Origin of the sequence: Micromonospora sp. NPDC051543, assembly GCF_044454415.1 — a bacterium.
Lineage (GTDB): Bacteria > Actinomycetota > Actinomycetes > Mycobacteriales > Micromonosporaceae > Micromonospora.
The window spans coordinates 332,486-348,487 of the sequence record NZ_JBITDT010000001.1 but is presented as its reverse complement, the minus strand read 5'-3'; the positions used below and the strand labels follow the sequence as shown (position 1 = coordinate 348,487).

Below are 16,002 nucleotides of genomic sequence, written 5' to 3'. Positions count from 1 at the left end.
AAGCACGGTGCGGTTACAGTCGCCACCTACGGCCGACGGGAACGAGGTGACGAGTGGAGCTGGCGCGTGCCACCAACCGGAGCGTCCGGCTGCGCAACCGGTCCGCCCTGCTGACGAAGCTCTTTCTCGATGCCCCGCTCACCCGGCAGGACCTGGTGCGCAGCACCGGGCTGAGTCAGCCGGCGGTGAGCAACGTGGTGACCGACCTGATCGACGAGGGCATCGTCGTCGAGGCCGGGGCCGCCGAGTCCGACGGCGGCCGCCCCAGCATGCTGCTGCGGGTCGCCTCCCGGTACGCCTTCGTGATCGGCGTGGACGTCGGCGAGACCCGGGTCCGGGTCGAGCTCTTCGACTTCGCGATGACGCTGCTCGCCAGCGTCGAGTACCCGCTCGACCCGGCGCGTACCGAGCCGGACCTGGTGGCCGGGCACGTGCTGGCCGGCATCGAGATGGTGACCGGCCAGGCCGGCGTGGCCACCGCCGACGTGCTCGGCGTCGGCATCGGCGTCTCCGGCGTGGTCGAGCAGGGCGACGAGGCGGTCGTGCACGCCCAGGCCCTCGGCTGGGACCGGGTGCCGCTGGAACGCCTCATCGGCGCCGGCACCGACCTGCCGCTGCACATCGACAACGGCGCGAAGACCCTCGGGCAGGCCGAGATGTGGTTCGGCGCCGGGCGCGGGGCCCGGCACGCCGTCTTCGCGCTGGTCGGGTCGGGCGTGGGCGCCGCCGTGGTGACCAACGGCGCGACCTATCGGGGCGCGTCCAGCAGCGCGGGGGAGTGGGGCCACACCACCCTGGTGTACGGCGGCCGCACGTGCCGGTGCGGCGCACGCGGCTGCCTCGAGGCGTACGTGGGCGCGGAGGCGATCATCGACCGTTACCGGGAGGCCCGTCGGGGACGCGTGGTTCCCGGCGAGGACGAGGAGTCCCAGCTCGCCGCGCTGGTCGCCGCCGCCGACAGCTCGGCCACCGCCCGGCGGGTGCTGGACGACACGGCCGGCTACCTGGGTGCCGGAGTGGCCAACCTGATCAACCTGTTCAACCCGGAGCGGGTGGTGCTCGGCGGGTGGGCGGCGATGGCGCTGGGCGACCTGCTGCCGGCCGTCCGCGAGGCCGCCGGCCGGCAGGCGCTGCGCCAGCCGTACGAGCAGGCGTCGATCGAGCTGTGCCGCCTGGGCGTCGACGCGGTGGCCCTCGGCGCGGCCACCCTCCCGATAGCCCGCTTCCTCACCGCCGGCGGAGTCCGCCCCTCCTGACTGTCGGGGAGGGGGTGGAATTACACAAAATCTGATTCTCGGGATAAATAACGAAGTTATAGATCGATGTCTTGACGCCACCGCAATCTCGCCGCAACACTCCTACGAGAGCGCTCTCCTCTCCCCGCGGCGTCGCATCGGCGGCACGACCCACGGCACCACGGGCGAAGACCGACCCCACCCCCACGGCGTCCGTAACGCCCTATCGACAGGCGATGTCATGACATCTCGTGCTACATCCGTACGCCCGCGTCCCCGGCGGCGGACCGTTCGGCACCTCCTCACCGGAGTCGCGGTGGCCCTGGTGGCTGCCCTGACCCCGGCGGTGGCCACGGCGCCCGCGCAGGCCGCCCCCACCCTGCTCTCGCAGGGCCGCCCGGCCACCGCCTCGTCCACCGAGAACGCCGGCACCCCCGCCTCGGCCGCGGTCGACGGCAACACCGGAACCCGCTGGGCCAGCGCCTTCAGCGACCCGCAGTGGCTCCAGGTCGACCTCGGCGCGCGGGCCACCATCAGCCAGGTCAACCTGCTCTGGGAGGGCGCCTACGGCCGCGCCTTCCAGATCCAGACCTCCGACGACGCTGCCACCTGGACGACGATCTACTCGACCACCACCGGCGCGGGCGGCACGCAGAACCTCACCGTGACCGGCGCCGGCCGGTACGTGCGGATGTACGGCACCGCCCGGGGCACCGCCTACGGCTACTCCCTGTGGGAGTTCCAGGTCTACGGTGAGACCGGCGGCGACACGTCCACCTGCGGCAGCGCCAACGTGGCGCAGGGCAGCCCGGTGACCGCCTCGTCCACCGAGAACGCCGGCACCCCCGCCTCAGCCGCCGTCGACGGCAACACCGGCACCCGCTGGGCCAGCGCCGCCAGCGACCCGCAGTGGCTGCGTGTCGACCTGGGCAGCAGCCGCACGATCTGCCGGGTCACGTTGACCTGGGAGGCCGCGTACGCCCGGGCCTTCCAGCTCCAGACCTCGGCCGACGGTTCCACCTGGACCACGATCTACTCCACCACCACGGCCACCGGTGGCACGCAGAACCTCACCGTCACCGGCACCGGACGCTACCTGCGCGTGTACGGCACCGCCCGGGGCACCGCCTACGGCTACTCGCTGTGGGAGGTGGCGGTCAACACGACCGGCGGCGGCACCACCGAACCGCCGGTCGGCACGACCGACCCGTACAACCCCAACCTCGGCGCGAACACGTACGTCTTCGACCCGAGCACGCCGACCGCGACGATCCAGAGTCGACTGAACACCATCTTCACCCAGCAGGAGACCAACCAGTTCGGCGCGCAGCGCTACGCCGTGCTGTTCAAGCCGGGCACCTACACCGCCGACGTCAACCTCGGCTTCTTCACCCAGGTCGCCGGCCTCGGCATGAGCCCCGACGACGTCAACCTCAACGGCCACGTCCGGGCCGAGGCGACCTGGTTCGGCGGCAACGCCACCCAGAACTTCTGGCGAGCCGCGGAGAACCTCTCGGTGACCCTGCCGTCCGGCGTCAGCGTGGAGCGGTGGGCGGTGTCGCAGGCCGCGCCGTACCGGCGGATGCACCTGCGCGGCGCGCAGAACCAGATCCAGCTCTGGAACGGCGGCGACGGCTGGTCCAGCGGCGGCCTGCTGGCCGACACCCGCATCGACGGCCTGGTGGTCTCCGGCTCGCAGCAGCAGTGGTACTCGCGCAACAGCGAGTTCGGCAACGGCTGGACCGGCTCGGTGTGGAACATGGTCTTCCAGGGCGTCAACGGCGCTCCGCCGCCGAGCTTCCCCAACCCGTCGCACACCGTCATCGCGCAGACCCCGCAGGTCCGCGAGAAGCCGTTCCTCTACGTGACGGGCAGCGGCGAGTACCGGGTCTTCGTGCCCGCGCTGCGCACCAACTCCACCGGCACGAGCTGGTACAACAAGACCCCGGCCGGCTCGTCGATCTCGCTGTCGCAGTTCTTCGTCGTCCAGCCCGGCACCAGCGCGGCCACCATCAACGCCGCCCTCGCCCAGGGCAAGCACCTGCTCTTCACCCCGGGCGTGCACCACGTCACCGAGCCGATCCAGGTCAACCGGGCCGACACGGTCATCCTCGGCCTCGGCCTGGCCACCATCCAGGCCGACAACGGCAGCGTCGGGATGCGGGTCGCCGACGTGGACGGCGTGAAGGTCGCCGGCATCATGTTCGAGGCCGGCACCACCAACTCGCCGGTGCTCATGGAGGTCGGCCCGTCCGGCTCGTCCGCGAGCCACGCCAGCAACCCGACCTCGCTGCACGACGTGTTCTTCCGCATCGGCGGTCCGATCGTCGGCAAGGCCACCAACACGCTGACCGTCAACAGCGACAACGTGTTCGGTGACCACATGTGGCTGTGGCGGGCCGACCACGCCGCCCAGGGCGTGCCCACCGGGTGGACGCTGAACACCGCCGACACCGGGCTCACCGTCAACGGCGACGACGTCACCATGTACGGCCTGTTCGTCGAGCACTACCAGAAGTACCAGACCATCTGGAACGGCAACGGTGGGCGGACGTACTTCTACCAGAACGAACTGCCGTACGACGTGCCGAACCAGGCGGCCTGGATGAACGGGTCCACCCGGGGCTACGCCGCCTACAAGGTGGCCGACTCGGTGACCAGCCACCAGGCGTTCGGGCTGGGCAGCTACAGCTACTTCAACGTCAACCCCGCCGTGGTCGAGGAGCACTCCTTCGAGGTGCCGGTCAACTCGAACGTGCGCTTCACCAACATGGTCACCGTCTCGCTCGGTGGCGTCGGCACCATCAACCGGGTGATCAACAACGCCGGTGGCACCGCGAACGCGGCCAACCAGACGGTGTACCTGACGAACTACCCCTGACCGGGACGCCCGCGCCGATCCGGTCGACTCATCTGACCGGGCCGGCGCGGGTCGTACCCAGGGCCGAGGCCGGCCCGGTCCCGCCGAAGACCGGGCCGGCCACGGTCGTGTCCGCGTACGCCGCGTCGTCGGCCACCCGTAAGCGTCGGGCATACGACTCTCCGCGCGCCCGCGCTGATGATCGCGGCTCGGGTGGGCTGGCATCGACGGTCCTATACTGTGCCTACCGGTCGTGGAACCCGTGAGCGGAGGCGGGCGTGCCACTTTTCTTCCTGAGCTACGCCCAAGAGGACAACCGCAACGGTCAGATCCAGAAGTTCTTCGGCGATCTCAGCGACGCGGTGGCCGGGCTGGCCGCCGTCCGTTGGGACGAGGCGGGTTTCATCGACGGGCAGATCCTGCTCGGCAGCACGTGGACCGACACGCTGTCCGACGCACTGTCCACCAGCGCCTGTCTGATCGCGCTGACCTCACCCCGGTACGTCGTCAGCGACTACTGCGGTCGGGAGTTCCGGGTCTTCGCCGACCGGATCGACGAGCACGAGCGGCTGTTCAACGTCCGTCCACCCGCGATCGTGCCGGTCCAGTGGATCCCGTGCGACAAGCTGCCCGCGGCGGTCGCCGGCTACCAGTACCGCAACTTCCCGACCGGCACCGCGTACGCGCAGGACGGTCTGCTCACCCTCAAGCAGCGCAAACGGCACGAGGACGACTACGAGGACTTCGTCGACGCGCTCGCCAAGCACATCGTGCAGACCGCCCGGGACCACAAGCTGCACCGGCCCGCGCAGCGCCCGGTGCTGTCCAAGGTGACGAGCGCCTTCGAGCTGCCGCCACGGCCGCAGGCGTACGACGGCGCCGCCGCGACGACGGCGGTGCAGCGGGCCACCAACGCGCGGCACGTGCACATCGTCCTGGTCGCCGGCAGCTCCGCCGAGCTCGCCGGCAGTCGCCCCGGGGCCGAGGACCGTTACGGCGCGGTCTCCCGGGACTGGCGTCCGTACCAGCCCGAGCTGGAGGTGCCCATCGGCAGTTGGGCCGGGGCCATCGCCACCACCAAGAGTTACGGCTGGACGGTGGAGGACGCCGAGGAGTTGGCGGCGGTACGGGAGTGGGCGCGGGCGCACAACCAGATCGTCGTGCTGGTGGTCGACGTCTGGTCCGCCGACCTGCCGCGCTACCGGCAGAGCCTGATGCGTCACGACCGCGAGGTGACCGCGCCCCGTGCGCCGGTGCTGGTGCCGTGGACGGCCGCCGACAACGCGGCCGCCGGTGGCAACCGCAAGATGTGGGACACCCTGGCCCGGGTGCTCCCGTACCACGTGGTGCACAACACCCGCGACGTGTGGCGCACCGAGATCGCGACCTGCGCACGCTTCCAGGAGGAGCTGGAGGACGTGCTCGTCGTCGAACAGGGCCGGATCTACCGTACGGGCACCGTCTACCAGGAGCCGCCCACCGACGGCCCCGGTACCCGCCCGATCCTCGAAGGTCCCTAGGGGAGGCACGTCATGGCGCTGAACGAGACGGCACGCGGCCAGATCGTGACCTTCTACTCGTACAAGGGTGGCACCGGCCGCACGATGGCGCTGGCCAACGTGGCCTGGATCCTCGCGAGTCAGGGCCTGCAGGTGCTGGTCGTCGACTGGGACCTGGAGTCTCCGGGTCTGCACCGCTACTTTCACCCGTTCCTGCGGGACAAGGAGCTGCGGGCCACCCCGGGCGTCATCGAGATGATCTGGGATTACTCGATCGCCACGATGCAGCGCAACCGGGACGAGGACTCCCAGGAACTCCCCAGCGGCCACGCCAAGATCCAACGTCGTGCGGTCTCGCTGAACTGGGACTTCAGCCACGGCGGTGTGATCGACTTCGTGGCCGCCGGCCAGCAGGACTCGGCGTACTCCCGGTTGGTGAGCACCTTCGACTGGGCCAACTTCTACGAGCGTCAGGGCGGCGCGTCGTTCATCGACGCGGTCCGGGCGCAGATGCGCGCCGAGTACGACGTGGTGCTGATCGACAGCCGCACCGGCCTCAGTGACGTGGCCGGCATCTGCACCGTGCAACTGCCCGACCTGGTGGTCAACTGCTTCACCATGTCCACCCAGAGCATCCGGGGCGCGGCGGCGGTGGCCCGCTCGATCCGCAGCCAGCGCCCGGACGACCCGCCGCTGCTGCTGCCGGTGCCGATGCGCGTGGAGGACGCCGAGCTGCGCAAGCTGGAGACCGGGCGTGACCTGGTACGGGCCGAGTTCGCCCCGTTCCTCGACCACCTCTCGGAGGCGGCGGCCGCCCGCTACTGGAACACCATCGAGGTGCCCTACCGCACCTTCTACGCCTACGAGGAGATCCTCGCCGCGTTCGGCGACCGGCCCGAGCAGGTCGGCACCCTGCTGGCCGCGTACGAGCAACTCGCCTCGGTGATCACCGACGGGCGCATCACCCAGTTGCACCCGATCGGCGAGGCGGACCGACGCCGCTCGCTGGCCGAGTTCGAGCGCAGCCGGCTCACCGCCGAGCAGGCCGTGCTGCTCAGCTACGCCTCGGCCGACCGGCTCTGGGCCGAGTGGATCACCGACCAGTTGGAGGACGCCGGGCTGCGGGTGGATCGCCGCGCGCTGGACGTGCCGGTGCTCTCCGCCGGGCGGGCCGAGTTCGACCGGGCCGTCAGCGGCGCGAGCCGGGTGCTGGCCGTCCTCACCCGGCACTACGCCAGCACGCCCCTCGCCGGCGAGGTGTGGAAGAACGCCACCGGCCGGGACCAGCTCGGCGACGCGGGTGTGCTGGTGCCGCTGCGCGTCGACGAGTCGCGGCTGACGATGCCGTACAGCGACCACAGCCCGGTCGACCTCACCGACGTCGACCCGTCCACCGCGCGAACCCGCCTGCTGGATGCGGCCGGAGGGACGACCGCCATGGCCGGCGGTCGCGTGGTCGGCCGCTTCCCCGGTCCGTTCCCGGCGATCTCCAACGTCCGTCAGCACGGCACCCCGTTCGTCGGGCGCGCCGCCCAACTCGAAGCCCTGCGCGACCGGCTCACCACCTCGCCGGACTCGGCCATCCAGGTGGTGCACGGCCTCGGCGGCGTGGGCAAGACCCAGCTCGCCGCCGAGTACGCGCTGCGCTTCGGCCGCGGGTACGACCTGGTCTGGTGGATCCCGGCCGACAGCGAGGACCGCATCCGCGGCGGCCTCGGCGACCTCGGGCAGGCGATGGGGCTGGGCACCGGCGGTGGGGCCGAGGCGGCCCGCCGGGTGCTCGACGCGCTGCGCCGCGCCGGGCCCGACCAGCGCTGGCTGATCATCCTGGACAACGTCGACAAGCCCACCCACGCCACCCGCGCGCTGCTGCCGCAGGGCCCCGGCCACGTCCTGCTCACGACCCGCGACCAGAGCTGGAGCGAGTACGCCACCGCGACCGAGCTGACCGTCTTCGACCGCGCCGAGAGCGTCCAACTGCTGCGTGACCGGGTTCGCGGGCTGAGCGAGGCCGAGGCCACCCAGGTGGCCGAGAAGCTCGGCGACCTGCCGCTCGCGGTCGAGCAGGGCGCCGCGTACCTGCGGGCCAGCGCCATGCAGGTCGAGAAGTACCTGAACTCGCTGGACACGCCGGGCCTGCTGCGCATCCTCGACGGCCGGCAGTCCGCCGGCTACTCCAAGGCGCTCGCCGCCACCTGGCTGTTCACCCTCGGCCAGTTGCGCGAGGAGAAGCCGGCCGCCGCCCGGCTGCTGGAGCTGTGCTCGTTCTACGCGCCGGAGCCGATCCCGGTCGCCATGCTCACCGGTGACCGCTTCGCCAGCTTCATGGCGCCGATCGACCCGACGCTCACCGACCCGATCCTGCAGGGCCTGGTCACCGCCGAGCTGGGCCGCTACGGCCTGGCCCAGGTCGACGCCGAGAACAACACGGTACGGATCCACCGGCTGGTCCAGTTGGTCATCCAGGACCAGCTCAGCGATCCCGACGAGGCCCGCCGGCAGGCCCAACTGCTACTCGCCGCCGCCAACCCCCGCGATCCCGACAAGCCGGTCAACTGGCCCGAGTACGCCGAGCTGTGGCCGCACGTACGCCCCAGTGGCCTGCACCTGTCCACTCTGGACGAGGCGCGTCAGCTCGTCGTGGACATCGTGCGCTACCTCTACCGGCGGGGCGACTACGACAGCAGCCGCACCCTCGCCGAGGATGCGCTGACCGGGTGGCGCGACACCGACGAGGACGACCCCACCCGGCTGCGCATGCGCTTCCACCTGGCGAACGTGCTGCGCGCGCAGAGCAACTTCGACGGGGCGTACGAGATCGACCGGGACGTCTACGACCGGCAGCGACGGATCTTCGGCGAGGAGCACCTCTACACCCTGATGACGGCCCGTAGTCTCGGCGCGGACCTGCGCGCCCAGGGGCTCTACCACGACGCCGAGGCGCAGGACCGGCGCACGCTGGAGCTGAGCGTGCGCAGCTTCGGCGACGACAGCGGCCGTACGCTGATCGCCGAGAACAACCTCGCCGTCTCGCTGCGCCTGGTCGGTGACTTCCGTGGCGCGGCCGTGCTCGACCAGCACATCCACGAGCGGCGGCGGGACCGCTTCGGCGAGGAGGATCCGTCCACCCTGGCCTCGGCCAGCAACTACGGTCGTGGCCTGCGCGACACCGGCGAGCTGTGGCGGTCGCACAGCGTCCTGCAACGCACCTACACCAGCCAGCAGAAGGTGAACGGCCCGGACCATCCGGAGACCCTGCGGACGGCCAAGGAGCTGGCGCTCACGCTGCGTCAGCTCGGCCGCTTCGCCGACGCGCACCGGCTGATCGAGCGGACGGTGGTCCGCTACCAGCGCACCCTCGGCGCCGAGCACGCCGACACCCTCTCGGCCGAGATGGCCCTCGCCACGACCTGGTCGGCGGTGGGTGACAACCTCACCGCCCTACGGATGGCACGACGCCTGAGCGTCAGCTACAACGAGGTGCTCGGCGAATCGCACGCCATCACCCTGGCCTGCCTCAACAACCTCGGGGTGCTGCTGCGCAAGCAGGGCGACCACGCCCAGGCCCGGGAGCTGTCCCAGCGGGTCCGCGACCAGTTGCTGGCCAACCTCGGCGAGCGGCACCCGCACACGCTGCTGGCCACCCTCAATCTGGCCAACGACCTGTTCGCCCTCGGTGACCGGGAGAGCGCGTTGCTGCTGGACACCACCGCGTACGTGGAGCTGACCCGGGCGTTCGGCGCCGAGCACCCGGACACCCTCTCGGCGTCGGTCAACCTCGCGTTGAGCCGCCAGGGCACCGAGAGCGAGGCGGACGCCGGCCGGGCGCTCTACGACGAGGCGTTCGGGCAGCTCGTGCAGCTCTTCGGCGGCGACAATCCCCGGGTGGTGCAGGCCCGCCAGCGGGAACGCTCCAACGCCTACATCGAACCGGCGCTCCTGTAGACCCGCACCATCCCGCCGCCGGCGAAGCCAAACCCCGCCGGTGCCGCGATCCGACCCCGACCGCCCCTCCTGCGTCCTTTGCTCTGCTTCACTCCAGGAAACACTTTACGGCCGCGAGTGTTGCCTCCGTTGAAGCAACGCAAAGGGAGCAACCGACCCCTGGCGTCGCCTCCGAAGGGCGCTGGCCCGGGCGTCGCATTCGGGAGGGGCCGACCCCGGGTGTCGCATATTCGGGACTGGGCCGGCCCCTGGCCTCGTACCGGCCCCGGCGGAATTGCTGTTTGCAGCCGACCGGTCAGGAACCCTGTGCCAGCCAGGCCGCGAGGGCGAGCGGGTCGGCGTCCACGAGGGTCTGGCTGAGCGCCCGCACCACCTCGGGCCGGTGGGTCAGCACCCGCGCCGCCGCCGGTTGCCCGGTGCGGTGGGCGGCCAGGGCGAGTCCCACCCAGGCGTCGACCTCGCCGGAGTCGGCCGCGAGACGTCGCCGGTACCCGGCCAACGCGTCCTCGGAGTTGCCCGCCGCGTACGCCTGGTCGCTCGGGCTCGACTGGTGCGGCCCGCCGCCGCCCAGGAGCCGGTGGCGGACGGCGGCCTCGGGGCCACCGGCCACGGTGAGAGCGGGCCGGGCGGGGGCCGGGACGACCGTCGACGGTGCGCCGTCGAGGGCCGGTGGCACGCCGTGGCGCCACGCGTGCGCCAGGCGGGCCACCCCGTCCGGGTCGGGCCGCAGGTTGGCCAGGCCCCAGCGCACCGCGCCGGCGTCCGCGACGTCCCGCGCGGCGGCCTCGACCGGGCCGTCGAGCTGGTCACGCCAGCCGTGCAACGTACGGGCCATGTCGGTCACGAACGACCGGCCGACCTCGGTCAGCTCGGTCGCCCCGGCGAGCTGCCGGACCGCGCGGATGGTCTGCTCCCGCCAGTACGCGTACTCGAACGCGGCCGCGGTGCCCTCGTGGCGCCGCTGCCGCCACACCTCGGCCACCCCCAGGTGGGCGTACGCGCCCTGCAGCAGCGCGCCGACCGGGCGCGGGTCCAGCCGCCACGGCGCCCGGTAGCGCGCCGGCCCACCCTCGCAGTGCAGCGGGACGAGATCGAGCAGCGCGCCGAGTTTGGTGTGCTGCGCCTCGTGCACGAGCAGCAACGCGAGGGTCTGCGCGTCGGCCGGCACGGAGAGCGCGATGGCTCCCAGCGCGTCCCTGCTGGTGGCGCTCACCGGGTTGCCCGAGGGCGGCGGACGCAGCGGCACGAGCGAGCGCAACAGGCCGGCCAGCGCGTCGACGTGCGCCGGAAGGTGCTCGCGCAGCCACTGCCCGGCCCCGGCGGCGAGACGGTCCAGTCGGGCCGCCCCCGCGTCGTCCAGCCGGGGCGCGGACGGCCGGTGGTAGCAGTCGCGCCACGGGTCCTGGTCGTCGACGAGCACCCCGGCCGGGTCGAACGGCACGGTCCGGCGTGCCGGCTGCCACTCGATCCCGCCGTCGCCCGCGTCCAGCAGGCGACCGGCGCGGGCGTCGACGCGTACCCCGTCGTCGTCCGCGCCGCCGTCGATCCGCAGCGTGCCGGTCGCGCCGCGCAGCCGGATCGCGCCGTCGGCGCGCAGGACCGTCGCCGCCCCGATCGTCGGCACCGGCAACACACCGTCGGCCGGGCGGGGCAGCGTCAGCGTGAACGTCAGGCCGGCGCGGACCGCCGCCACCGTGGCGAGCGTCGCCAGATAGGTGGGGTCGGCCGCGCCACCGAGCGCGGCGCGGGCCCAACTGGTCACCGGTGGATGGGCCAGCACCGCGGCGACCGTCGCCGATTCGGCGTGCTCGGCCCGGGTGAGCAGCTCCAGACTCTGCCGTACCAGCGGCCCGTCGCGGCAGGCGCGGGCCGCGGCCACGGTCAGCAGCCGGCGACGACCGAGCTGCCCGCCGCGCAACACGGCGATGGTGTCGGCGTCACCGTGGCCGGCGGCCAGCCCGGCGAGTTGTCTCGCCGTCAACGGGCCCGTCACGGGCGTACCGCCGGCACGCTCCGATCGCGCAGCGCCGCCAGGTCGGCGGTCACCCTCTCCTGCACGTGCCGGATCAGCCGGAACAGGTCGGCACAGTAGACCGAGGGGTGGGCGAAGCCGTCGCCGTCGCGGAATCGGTGCGCGTACAGGCCGCCGCCGCAGACGCCGACGACCGGGCAGGCCCGGCAGGCCGGGGCGAGCGCCGCGATCCCGGTGGGACGCCCGGCGAGGGACGGATGCCGCAGCGCGTCGTCGAAGCTGTGCCGGAAGACGTCGAAGCCGGTCCGCATCGCCGCCGCGCTGGTGGTCTTGAGCGTGTCGGTGCCCTCGATGGTGCCGTCGGTCTCGATCGTCATGACGTCCGGATCGGTGACGCCCAGCGACTGCGTGCCGCTGCGACCGCCCAGCAGCAGCGCGATCAGCGACTCGAAGAGTCGGATGCCGGTCCGCCGGGGCCGCTCCGCGTACCAGTGGTCGAAGACGGCGATCAGCCAGTCCGCGTACGGGGTGGCGGGGTCGTCGGGGTGTCGCCCGGGCGGGGGAGCGCTCCAGTTGCCGTGCGGCAGCAGCAGGTCCAGCCGGGGCGGGTCGAACTGCCGCAGGCCCTGGTAGACGGCGACCGGATCGTTGGCCAGGTCCACGGTGCACAGCAGACCGGCGTAGCGGGCTCGGTGTTCGGGTCGTGCCAGCAGGCGCAGCGCCCGGGCCACCTCGGCGTAGCTGCCGCGCCCGTCGGCGTGCCGGCGGTGGCGGTCGTTGGCCGTGCGGTCACCGTCCACGCTCACGCCGACGTCGATGCCGTGCGTGTGGCACAGGTCGAGGGCCGCCTCGTCGAGCAGCAGCCCGTTGGTCTGCATCGCGACATCGAGCGTGACCCCGGTGGGCAGCGCGGCGCGCAGCGTGCGGACCGTCCGGTCGAGCACGGCGAGGCCGGCGAGCAGCGGCTCACCGCCGTGCAGCACCACCCGGACACGGTCGGCGCCGTGCCGGGCCAGGTGGGCGGCGAGCCGGTCGGCGACCCGGCGTACGGTGCCCGGGGCCATGATCCGGGGCCGGGACCGCCAGTCCTGGTCGGCGTGGCGGTAGACGTAGCAGTAGTCGCAGGCCAGGTTGCACCGCGAGTGGACCTTCAGCACCACCTGCCGGATGTGCGGCGCGGCCACGGCAGGGCGGCCCCGGGTGGCCGACGGCGGGGCGTCGGCCGGCACGGTCAGAAGCTCGACTCGAAGGCCGACACGTCGCCGGGCCGACCCGGCTCACCCTCGGCGGTCAGCGTGCGCAGCACGTGCGCCAGGACCCCGTCACCGGCGCCGGCCAACAGGTCCGCCAGGGGTACGTCACCGAGCTGCACCAGAGCGGTGCCGACAGCACGCGGGACGGGCGGCTGGTCGTGGTCAGCCACCGTGGACCGTCCTTCGCTCGAAGGCCGGCACCTGAGTCACCGCTGCGCTCACTCCGCCTTTCTACACCATCACACCCGACCGGCGAGGGCGCGACACCGTACCCCGTACGCGCTGGCCACCGTGCCGTTACCTGGCGTACCGCCACGGCCCTTCGGCGTCCGCGGGCCGACACCGTTGCGGTCGGCCTGTCGATGTGGGCGGTCGCCGTTCGTGTGGAGGATGAGGGGTCGACGTCCGGTCGACCCGCCGCCCGCGAGGAGGAATGATGACGCTCTATCTGCTCAGCATGCACCAGCCCGACGGCGGGACACCGGAGCCGGAGTTCCTGGCCCAGGTCATGCGCGAGGTCGGTGAACTGCGGGACGAGCTCGTCGCGGACGGGTCGTGGGTGTTCGGTCAGGGCCTGCACGGGCCGGAGACCGCCACCGTGCTGCGTTCCCGCGACGGCGACGTCCTGGTCACCGACGGGCCGTTCGTAGAGGGCAAGGAACACCTGGGCGGGGTCACCATCATCGACGTGCCGGACCTGGACGCCGCCCTGCGCTGGGGTCGCCGTTACGCGCTGGCCACCACCCTGCCGATCGAGGTCCGTCCCTTCCGGTCCGCCGCCGGAGGCTGACCGTGCCCGACGTGGAGGCGGTGTTCCGCGCCGAGTACGGCCGCGCGGTCGCCGTCCTGGTGCGCCTCCTCGGCGACATCGACCTCGCCGAGGAGGCCGTGCAGGACGCCTTCACGATCGCGCTGCGGCGGTGGCCGACCACCGGCCCACCACCCAGCCCGGCCGGTTGGATCATCACCACCGCCCGCAACCAGGCCATCGACCGGCTGCGTCGGGAGGCGACCCGTGCCGACCGGCACGCCCAGGCGGCCCTGCTGTACGCCCCCGACCCACCCGCCGAGGAGGGGCCCGTGCGCGACGACCGACTCCGTCTGATCTTCACCTGCTGTCATCCGGCGCTCGCGCCGGCCACCCGGGTCGCGCTCACCCTGCGTCTGCTCGGTGGCCTGCGGACCGCCGAGATCGCCCGCGCGTTCCTGGTGCCGGAGGCGACGATGGCGCAGCGGCTGGTCCGGGCCAAGTCGAAGATCCGCCACGCGCGCATCCCGTACCGGGTGCCGAGCGACGCCGACCTGCCCGACCGGCTGCACGCCGTCCTCGCGGTGCTGTACCTGATCTTCAACGAGGGTTACACGGCCAGCACCGGCCCGCACCTGTTCCGCGCCGACCTGTGCGCCGAGGCGATCCGGCTGGCCCGGCTGCTCGTCGAGCTGATGCCGGACGAGCCGGAGGCGCTCGGACTGCTCGCGCTGATGTTGCTCACCGAATCCCGCCGAACCGCCCGCACCACCCCCGGCGGTGACCTCGTGCCGCTGCCCGAGCAGGACCGGAGCAGGTGGGACGCCGCGTTCGTCGCCGAGGGGCAGGCGCTGGTGCGCCGCTGCCTGCGCCGCGACCGGCCGGGGCCGTACCAGATCCAGGCCGCGATCGCCGCCGTTCACAGCGTCGCGCCCCGCGCCGCCGACACCGACTGGGGACAGATCCTCACGCTGTACGACCAGCTCACGATCGTCGCCCCGGGCCCGGTGGTGGCGCTGAACCGGGCCGTCGCGCTCGCCGAGGTCGCCGGCGCGGCCGTGGCGCTGGACGAGGTGGACCGGCTCGACCTGCCCGGATACCACGTGCGACACGTGGTCCGCGCCGACCTGCTGGCCCGGCTCGGCCGCGAGGCCGAGGCAGTCGAGGCGTACCGGACGGCCGTGGCGTTGACGGACAACGCGGCCGAGCGGGCCTTCCTCACCGCACGGGCGGCGGCGCTGGCCACGGGCTGACCGCGCGTTTGCCGGTGGCCCGACCGGGAAACCGAGCCGCCCGTCGGCCCGGCTGCCCGCCCGTGGCCGCAGCAGCGGATGGAGGCGGAGATGGCGTACCATCCGGCGACCGTCGACGCCGTTGCCGACCTCGACACGCTCACCCTCGGCGTCGAGGAGGAGTTCCTGCTGCTCGACCCGGCCAGCGGAGGCAACCTGCCGGTCGCCGACGAGGTGCGGGCCGCGCTGCGCGGCCCGGCCCGCGACCAGAGCCGCCAGGAGTTCCGGCACAGCATGGTCGAGATGGTCACCCCGGTCTGCGCCGACCTCGACGAACTGCGTACCCACCTGGTGGCGCTGCGGCGATCGGCCGTCGAGGCCGCCGCCCGAGCGGGGGCCCGGCTCGTCGCCGTCGGCGCGACGCCGGTGGCCGAACCGCACCGGACGGTGCCCGACGAGCCGCGGTACCACGCCATGTCGCGCCGGTACGGGCCGGTGGCACACGATCCGGCCGTCTGCGGCTGTCACGTGCACGTCGGGCTGCCGGACCGGGAACTGGCCGTGCAGGTCTGCAACCACCTGCGGGTGTGGCTGCCGGTGGTGCAGGCCCTCACCACCAACTCGCCGCTGCACGACGGGTACGACACCGGCCACGCCAGTTGGCGGTCGATGCAGTTGGAACGCTGGCCCAGCATCGGGCCCACCCCGTACTTCGACTCGGTCACCGACTACGACCGCACGGTCGACGAGCTGATCGCCGCCGGCGTCATGCTGGACGCCGCGATGGTGTACTGGTACGCCCGGCCGTCGTCGGCGTACCCGACGGTCGAGGTGCGCGTCGGCGACGTCTGCCCGACGGTGGACGACGCCGTGCTGGTCGCCGCCCTGGTCCGCAGCCTGGTCGCGACGCTCGCCGACGACGTACGCGCCGGTGTGCCCGCCCCGGGGGTGCGCGACTGCCTGGTCGCCGCGGCGCACTGGCGGGCCGCCCACGACGGCCTCGACGGCGAGCTGATCGACCTGCGGGCCGGCGGCGCCCGCCCGGCCTGGGACCTGGTCGACGACCTGATGGCGACGATCGCCCCGGCGCTGCTGCGGCACGGCGACCTCGGCTACGTCCTGGCCCAACTGGCCCGGCTGCGCCGCGACGGCACCGGCGCGACCCGACAGCGCCGGGTGCTCGACGACACCGGCGACCTGCGTGCCGTCATCGACGACCTCGCCGCCCAGACCGCCGCCGCCTGACGAGCCGGGCCGC

The 16,002-nt window shown here is 72.8% G+C and carries 10 protein-coding genes; 7 read left to right on the top strand and 3 right to left on the bottom strand.

Translation table 11 applies throughout. The features are described from left to right. The first annotated feature begins 53 nt into the window (after window positions 1-53). The 4 genes from ACIA3K_RS01685 to fxsT all read left to right on the top strand — a co-directional run bounded on the left by ACIA3K_RS01685 (window position 54) and on the right by fxsT (window position 9,539). Window positions 54-1,256 (top strand): ROK family protein, encoded by a 1,203-nt coding sequence (locus ACIA3K_RS01685; RefSeq protein ID WP_396798412.1) that lies wholly within the window; start codon window positions 54-56, stop codon window positions 1,254-1,256. A 220-nt stretch (window positions 1,257-1,476) separates the two neighbouring features. Further along, window positions 1,477-4,116, top strand: a complete 2,640-nt coding sequence (locus tag ACIA3K_RS01680) for a discoidin domain-containing protein (protein ID WP_396798410.1) — start codon at window positions 1,477-1,479, stop codon at window positions 4,114-4,116. 257 nt (window positions 4,117-4,373) lie between these two features. After that, on the top strand, window positions 4,374-5,615 hold the full coding sequence (locus ACIA3K_RS01675; RefSeq protein WP_396798408.1) for a TIR-like protein FxsC: 1,242 nt from the start codon (window positions 4,374-4,376) through the stop codon (window positions 5,613-5,615). Window positions 5,616-5,627: 12 nt separating this feature from the next. Next, window positions 5,628-9,539 carry an FxSxx-COOH system tetratricopeptide repeat protein gene (gene fxsT / locus ACIA3K_RS01670; protein ID WP_396798406.1) on the top strand — a complete coding sequence of 1,304 codons (3,912 nt, stop codon included), beginning with the start codon at window positions 5,628-5,630 and terminating at the stop codon, window positions 9,537-9,539. Window positions 9,540-9,834: 295 nt separating this feature from the next. Here the strand turns inward: fxsT and ACIA3K_RS01665 are convergent, their stop codons facing one another. From ACIA3K_RS01665 to fxsA, 3 genes are read right to left on the bottom strand one after another with little or no spacing between them, the layout of a single operon-like run. Then, window positions 9,835-11,532, bottom strand: coding sequence for an aKG-HExxH-type peptide beta-hydroxylase (locus ACIA3K_RS01665; protein ID WP_396798404.1), 1,698 nt, complete (start codon window positions 11,530-11,532; stop codon window positions 9,835-9,837). Then, window positions 11,529-12,740 carry an FxsB family cyclophane-forming radical SAM/SPASM peptide maturase gene (locus ACIA3K_RS01660; RefSeq protein WP_396798402.1) on the bottom strand — a complete coding sequence of 404 codons (1,212 nt, stop codon included), beginning with the start codon at window positions 12,738-12,740 and terminating at the stop codon, window positions 11,529-11,531. The genes ACIA3K_RS01665 and ACIA3K_RS01660 overlap by 4 nt, the downstream gene beginning before the upstream one ends. A gap of 2 nt (window positions 12,741-12,742) precedes the next feature. Next, entirely contained in the window at window positions 12,743-12,934 is a 192-nt protein-coding gene (gene fxsA, locus ACIA3K_RS01655) for an FxSxx-COOH cyclophane-containing RiPP peptide (RefSeq protein ID WP_396798400.1), read from the bottom strand. A gap of 266 nt (window positions 12,935-13,200) precedes the next feature. Between fxsA and ACIA3K_RS01650 the strand changes: the two genes are divergently transcribed. The 3 genes from ACIA3K_RS01650 to ACIA3K_RS01640 all read left to right on the top strand — a co-directional run bounded on the left by ACIA3K_RS01650 (window position 13,201) and on the right by ACIA3K_RS01640 (window position 15,989). Beyond that, window positions 13,201-13,554 carry a YciI family protein gene (locus ACIA3K_RS01650; protein WP_396798399.1) on the top strand — a complete coding sequence of 118 codons (354 nt, stop codon included), beginning with the start codon at window positions 13,201-13,203 and terminating at the stop codon, window positions 13,552-13,554. Between the two features lie 2 nt (window positions 13,555-13,556). Further along, window positions 13,557-14,765 carry an RNA polymerase sigma factor gene (locus tag ACIA3K_RS01645; protein WP_396798397.1) on the top strand — a complete coding sequence of 403 codons (1,209 nt, stop codon included), beginning with the start codon at window positions 13,557-13,559 and terminating at the stop codon, window positions 14,763-14,765. A gap of 90 nt (window positions 14,766-14,855) precedes the next feature. Continuing rightward, complete coding sequence (locus tag ACIA3K_RS01640) at window positions 14,856-15,989, top strand: glutamate--cysteine ligase (RefSeq protein WP_396798395.1); 1,134 nt, start codon at window positions 14,856-14,858, stop codon at window positions 15,987-15,989. Window positions 15,990-16,002: the final 13 nt, after the last annotated feature.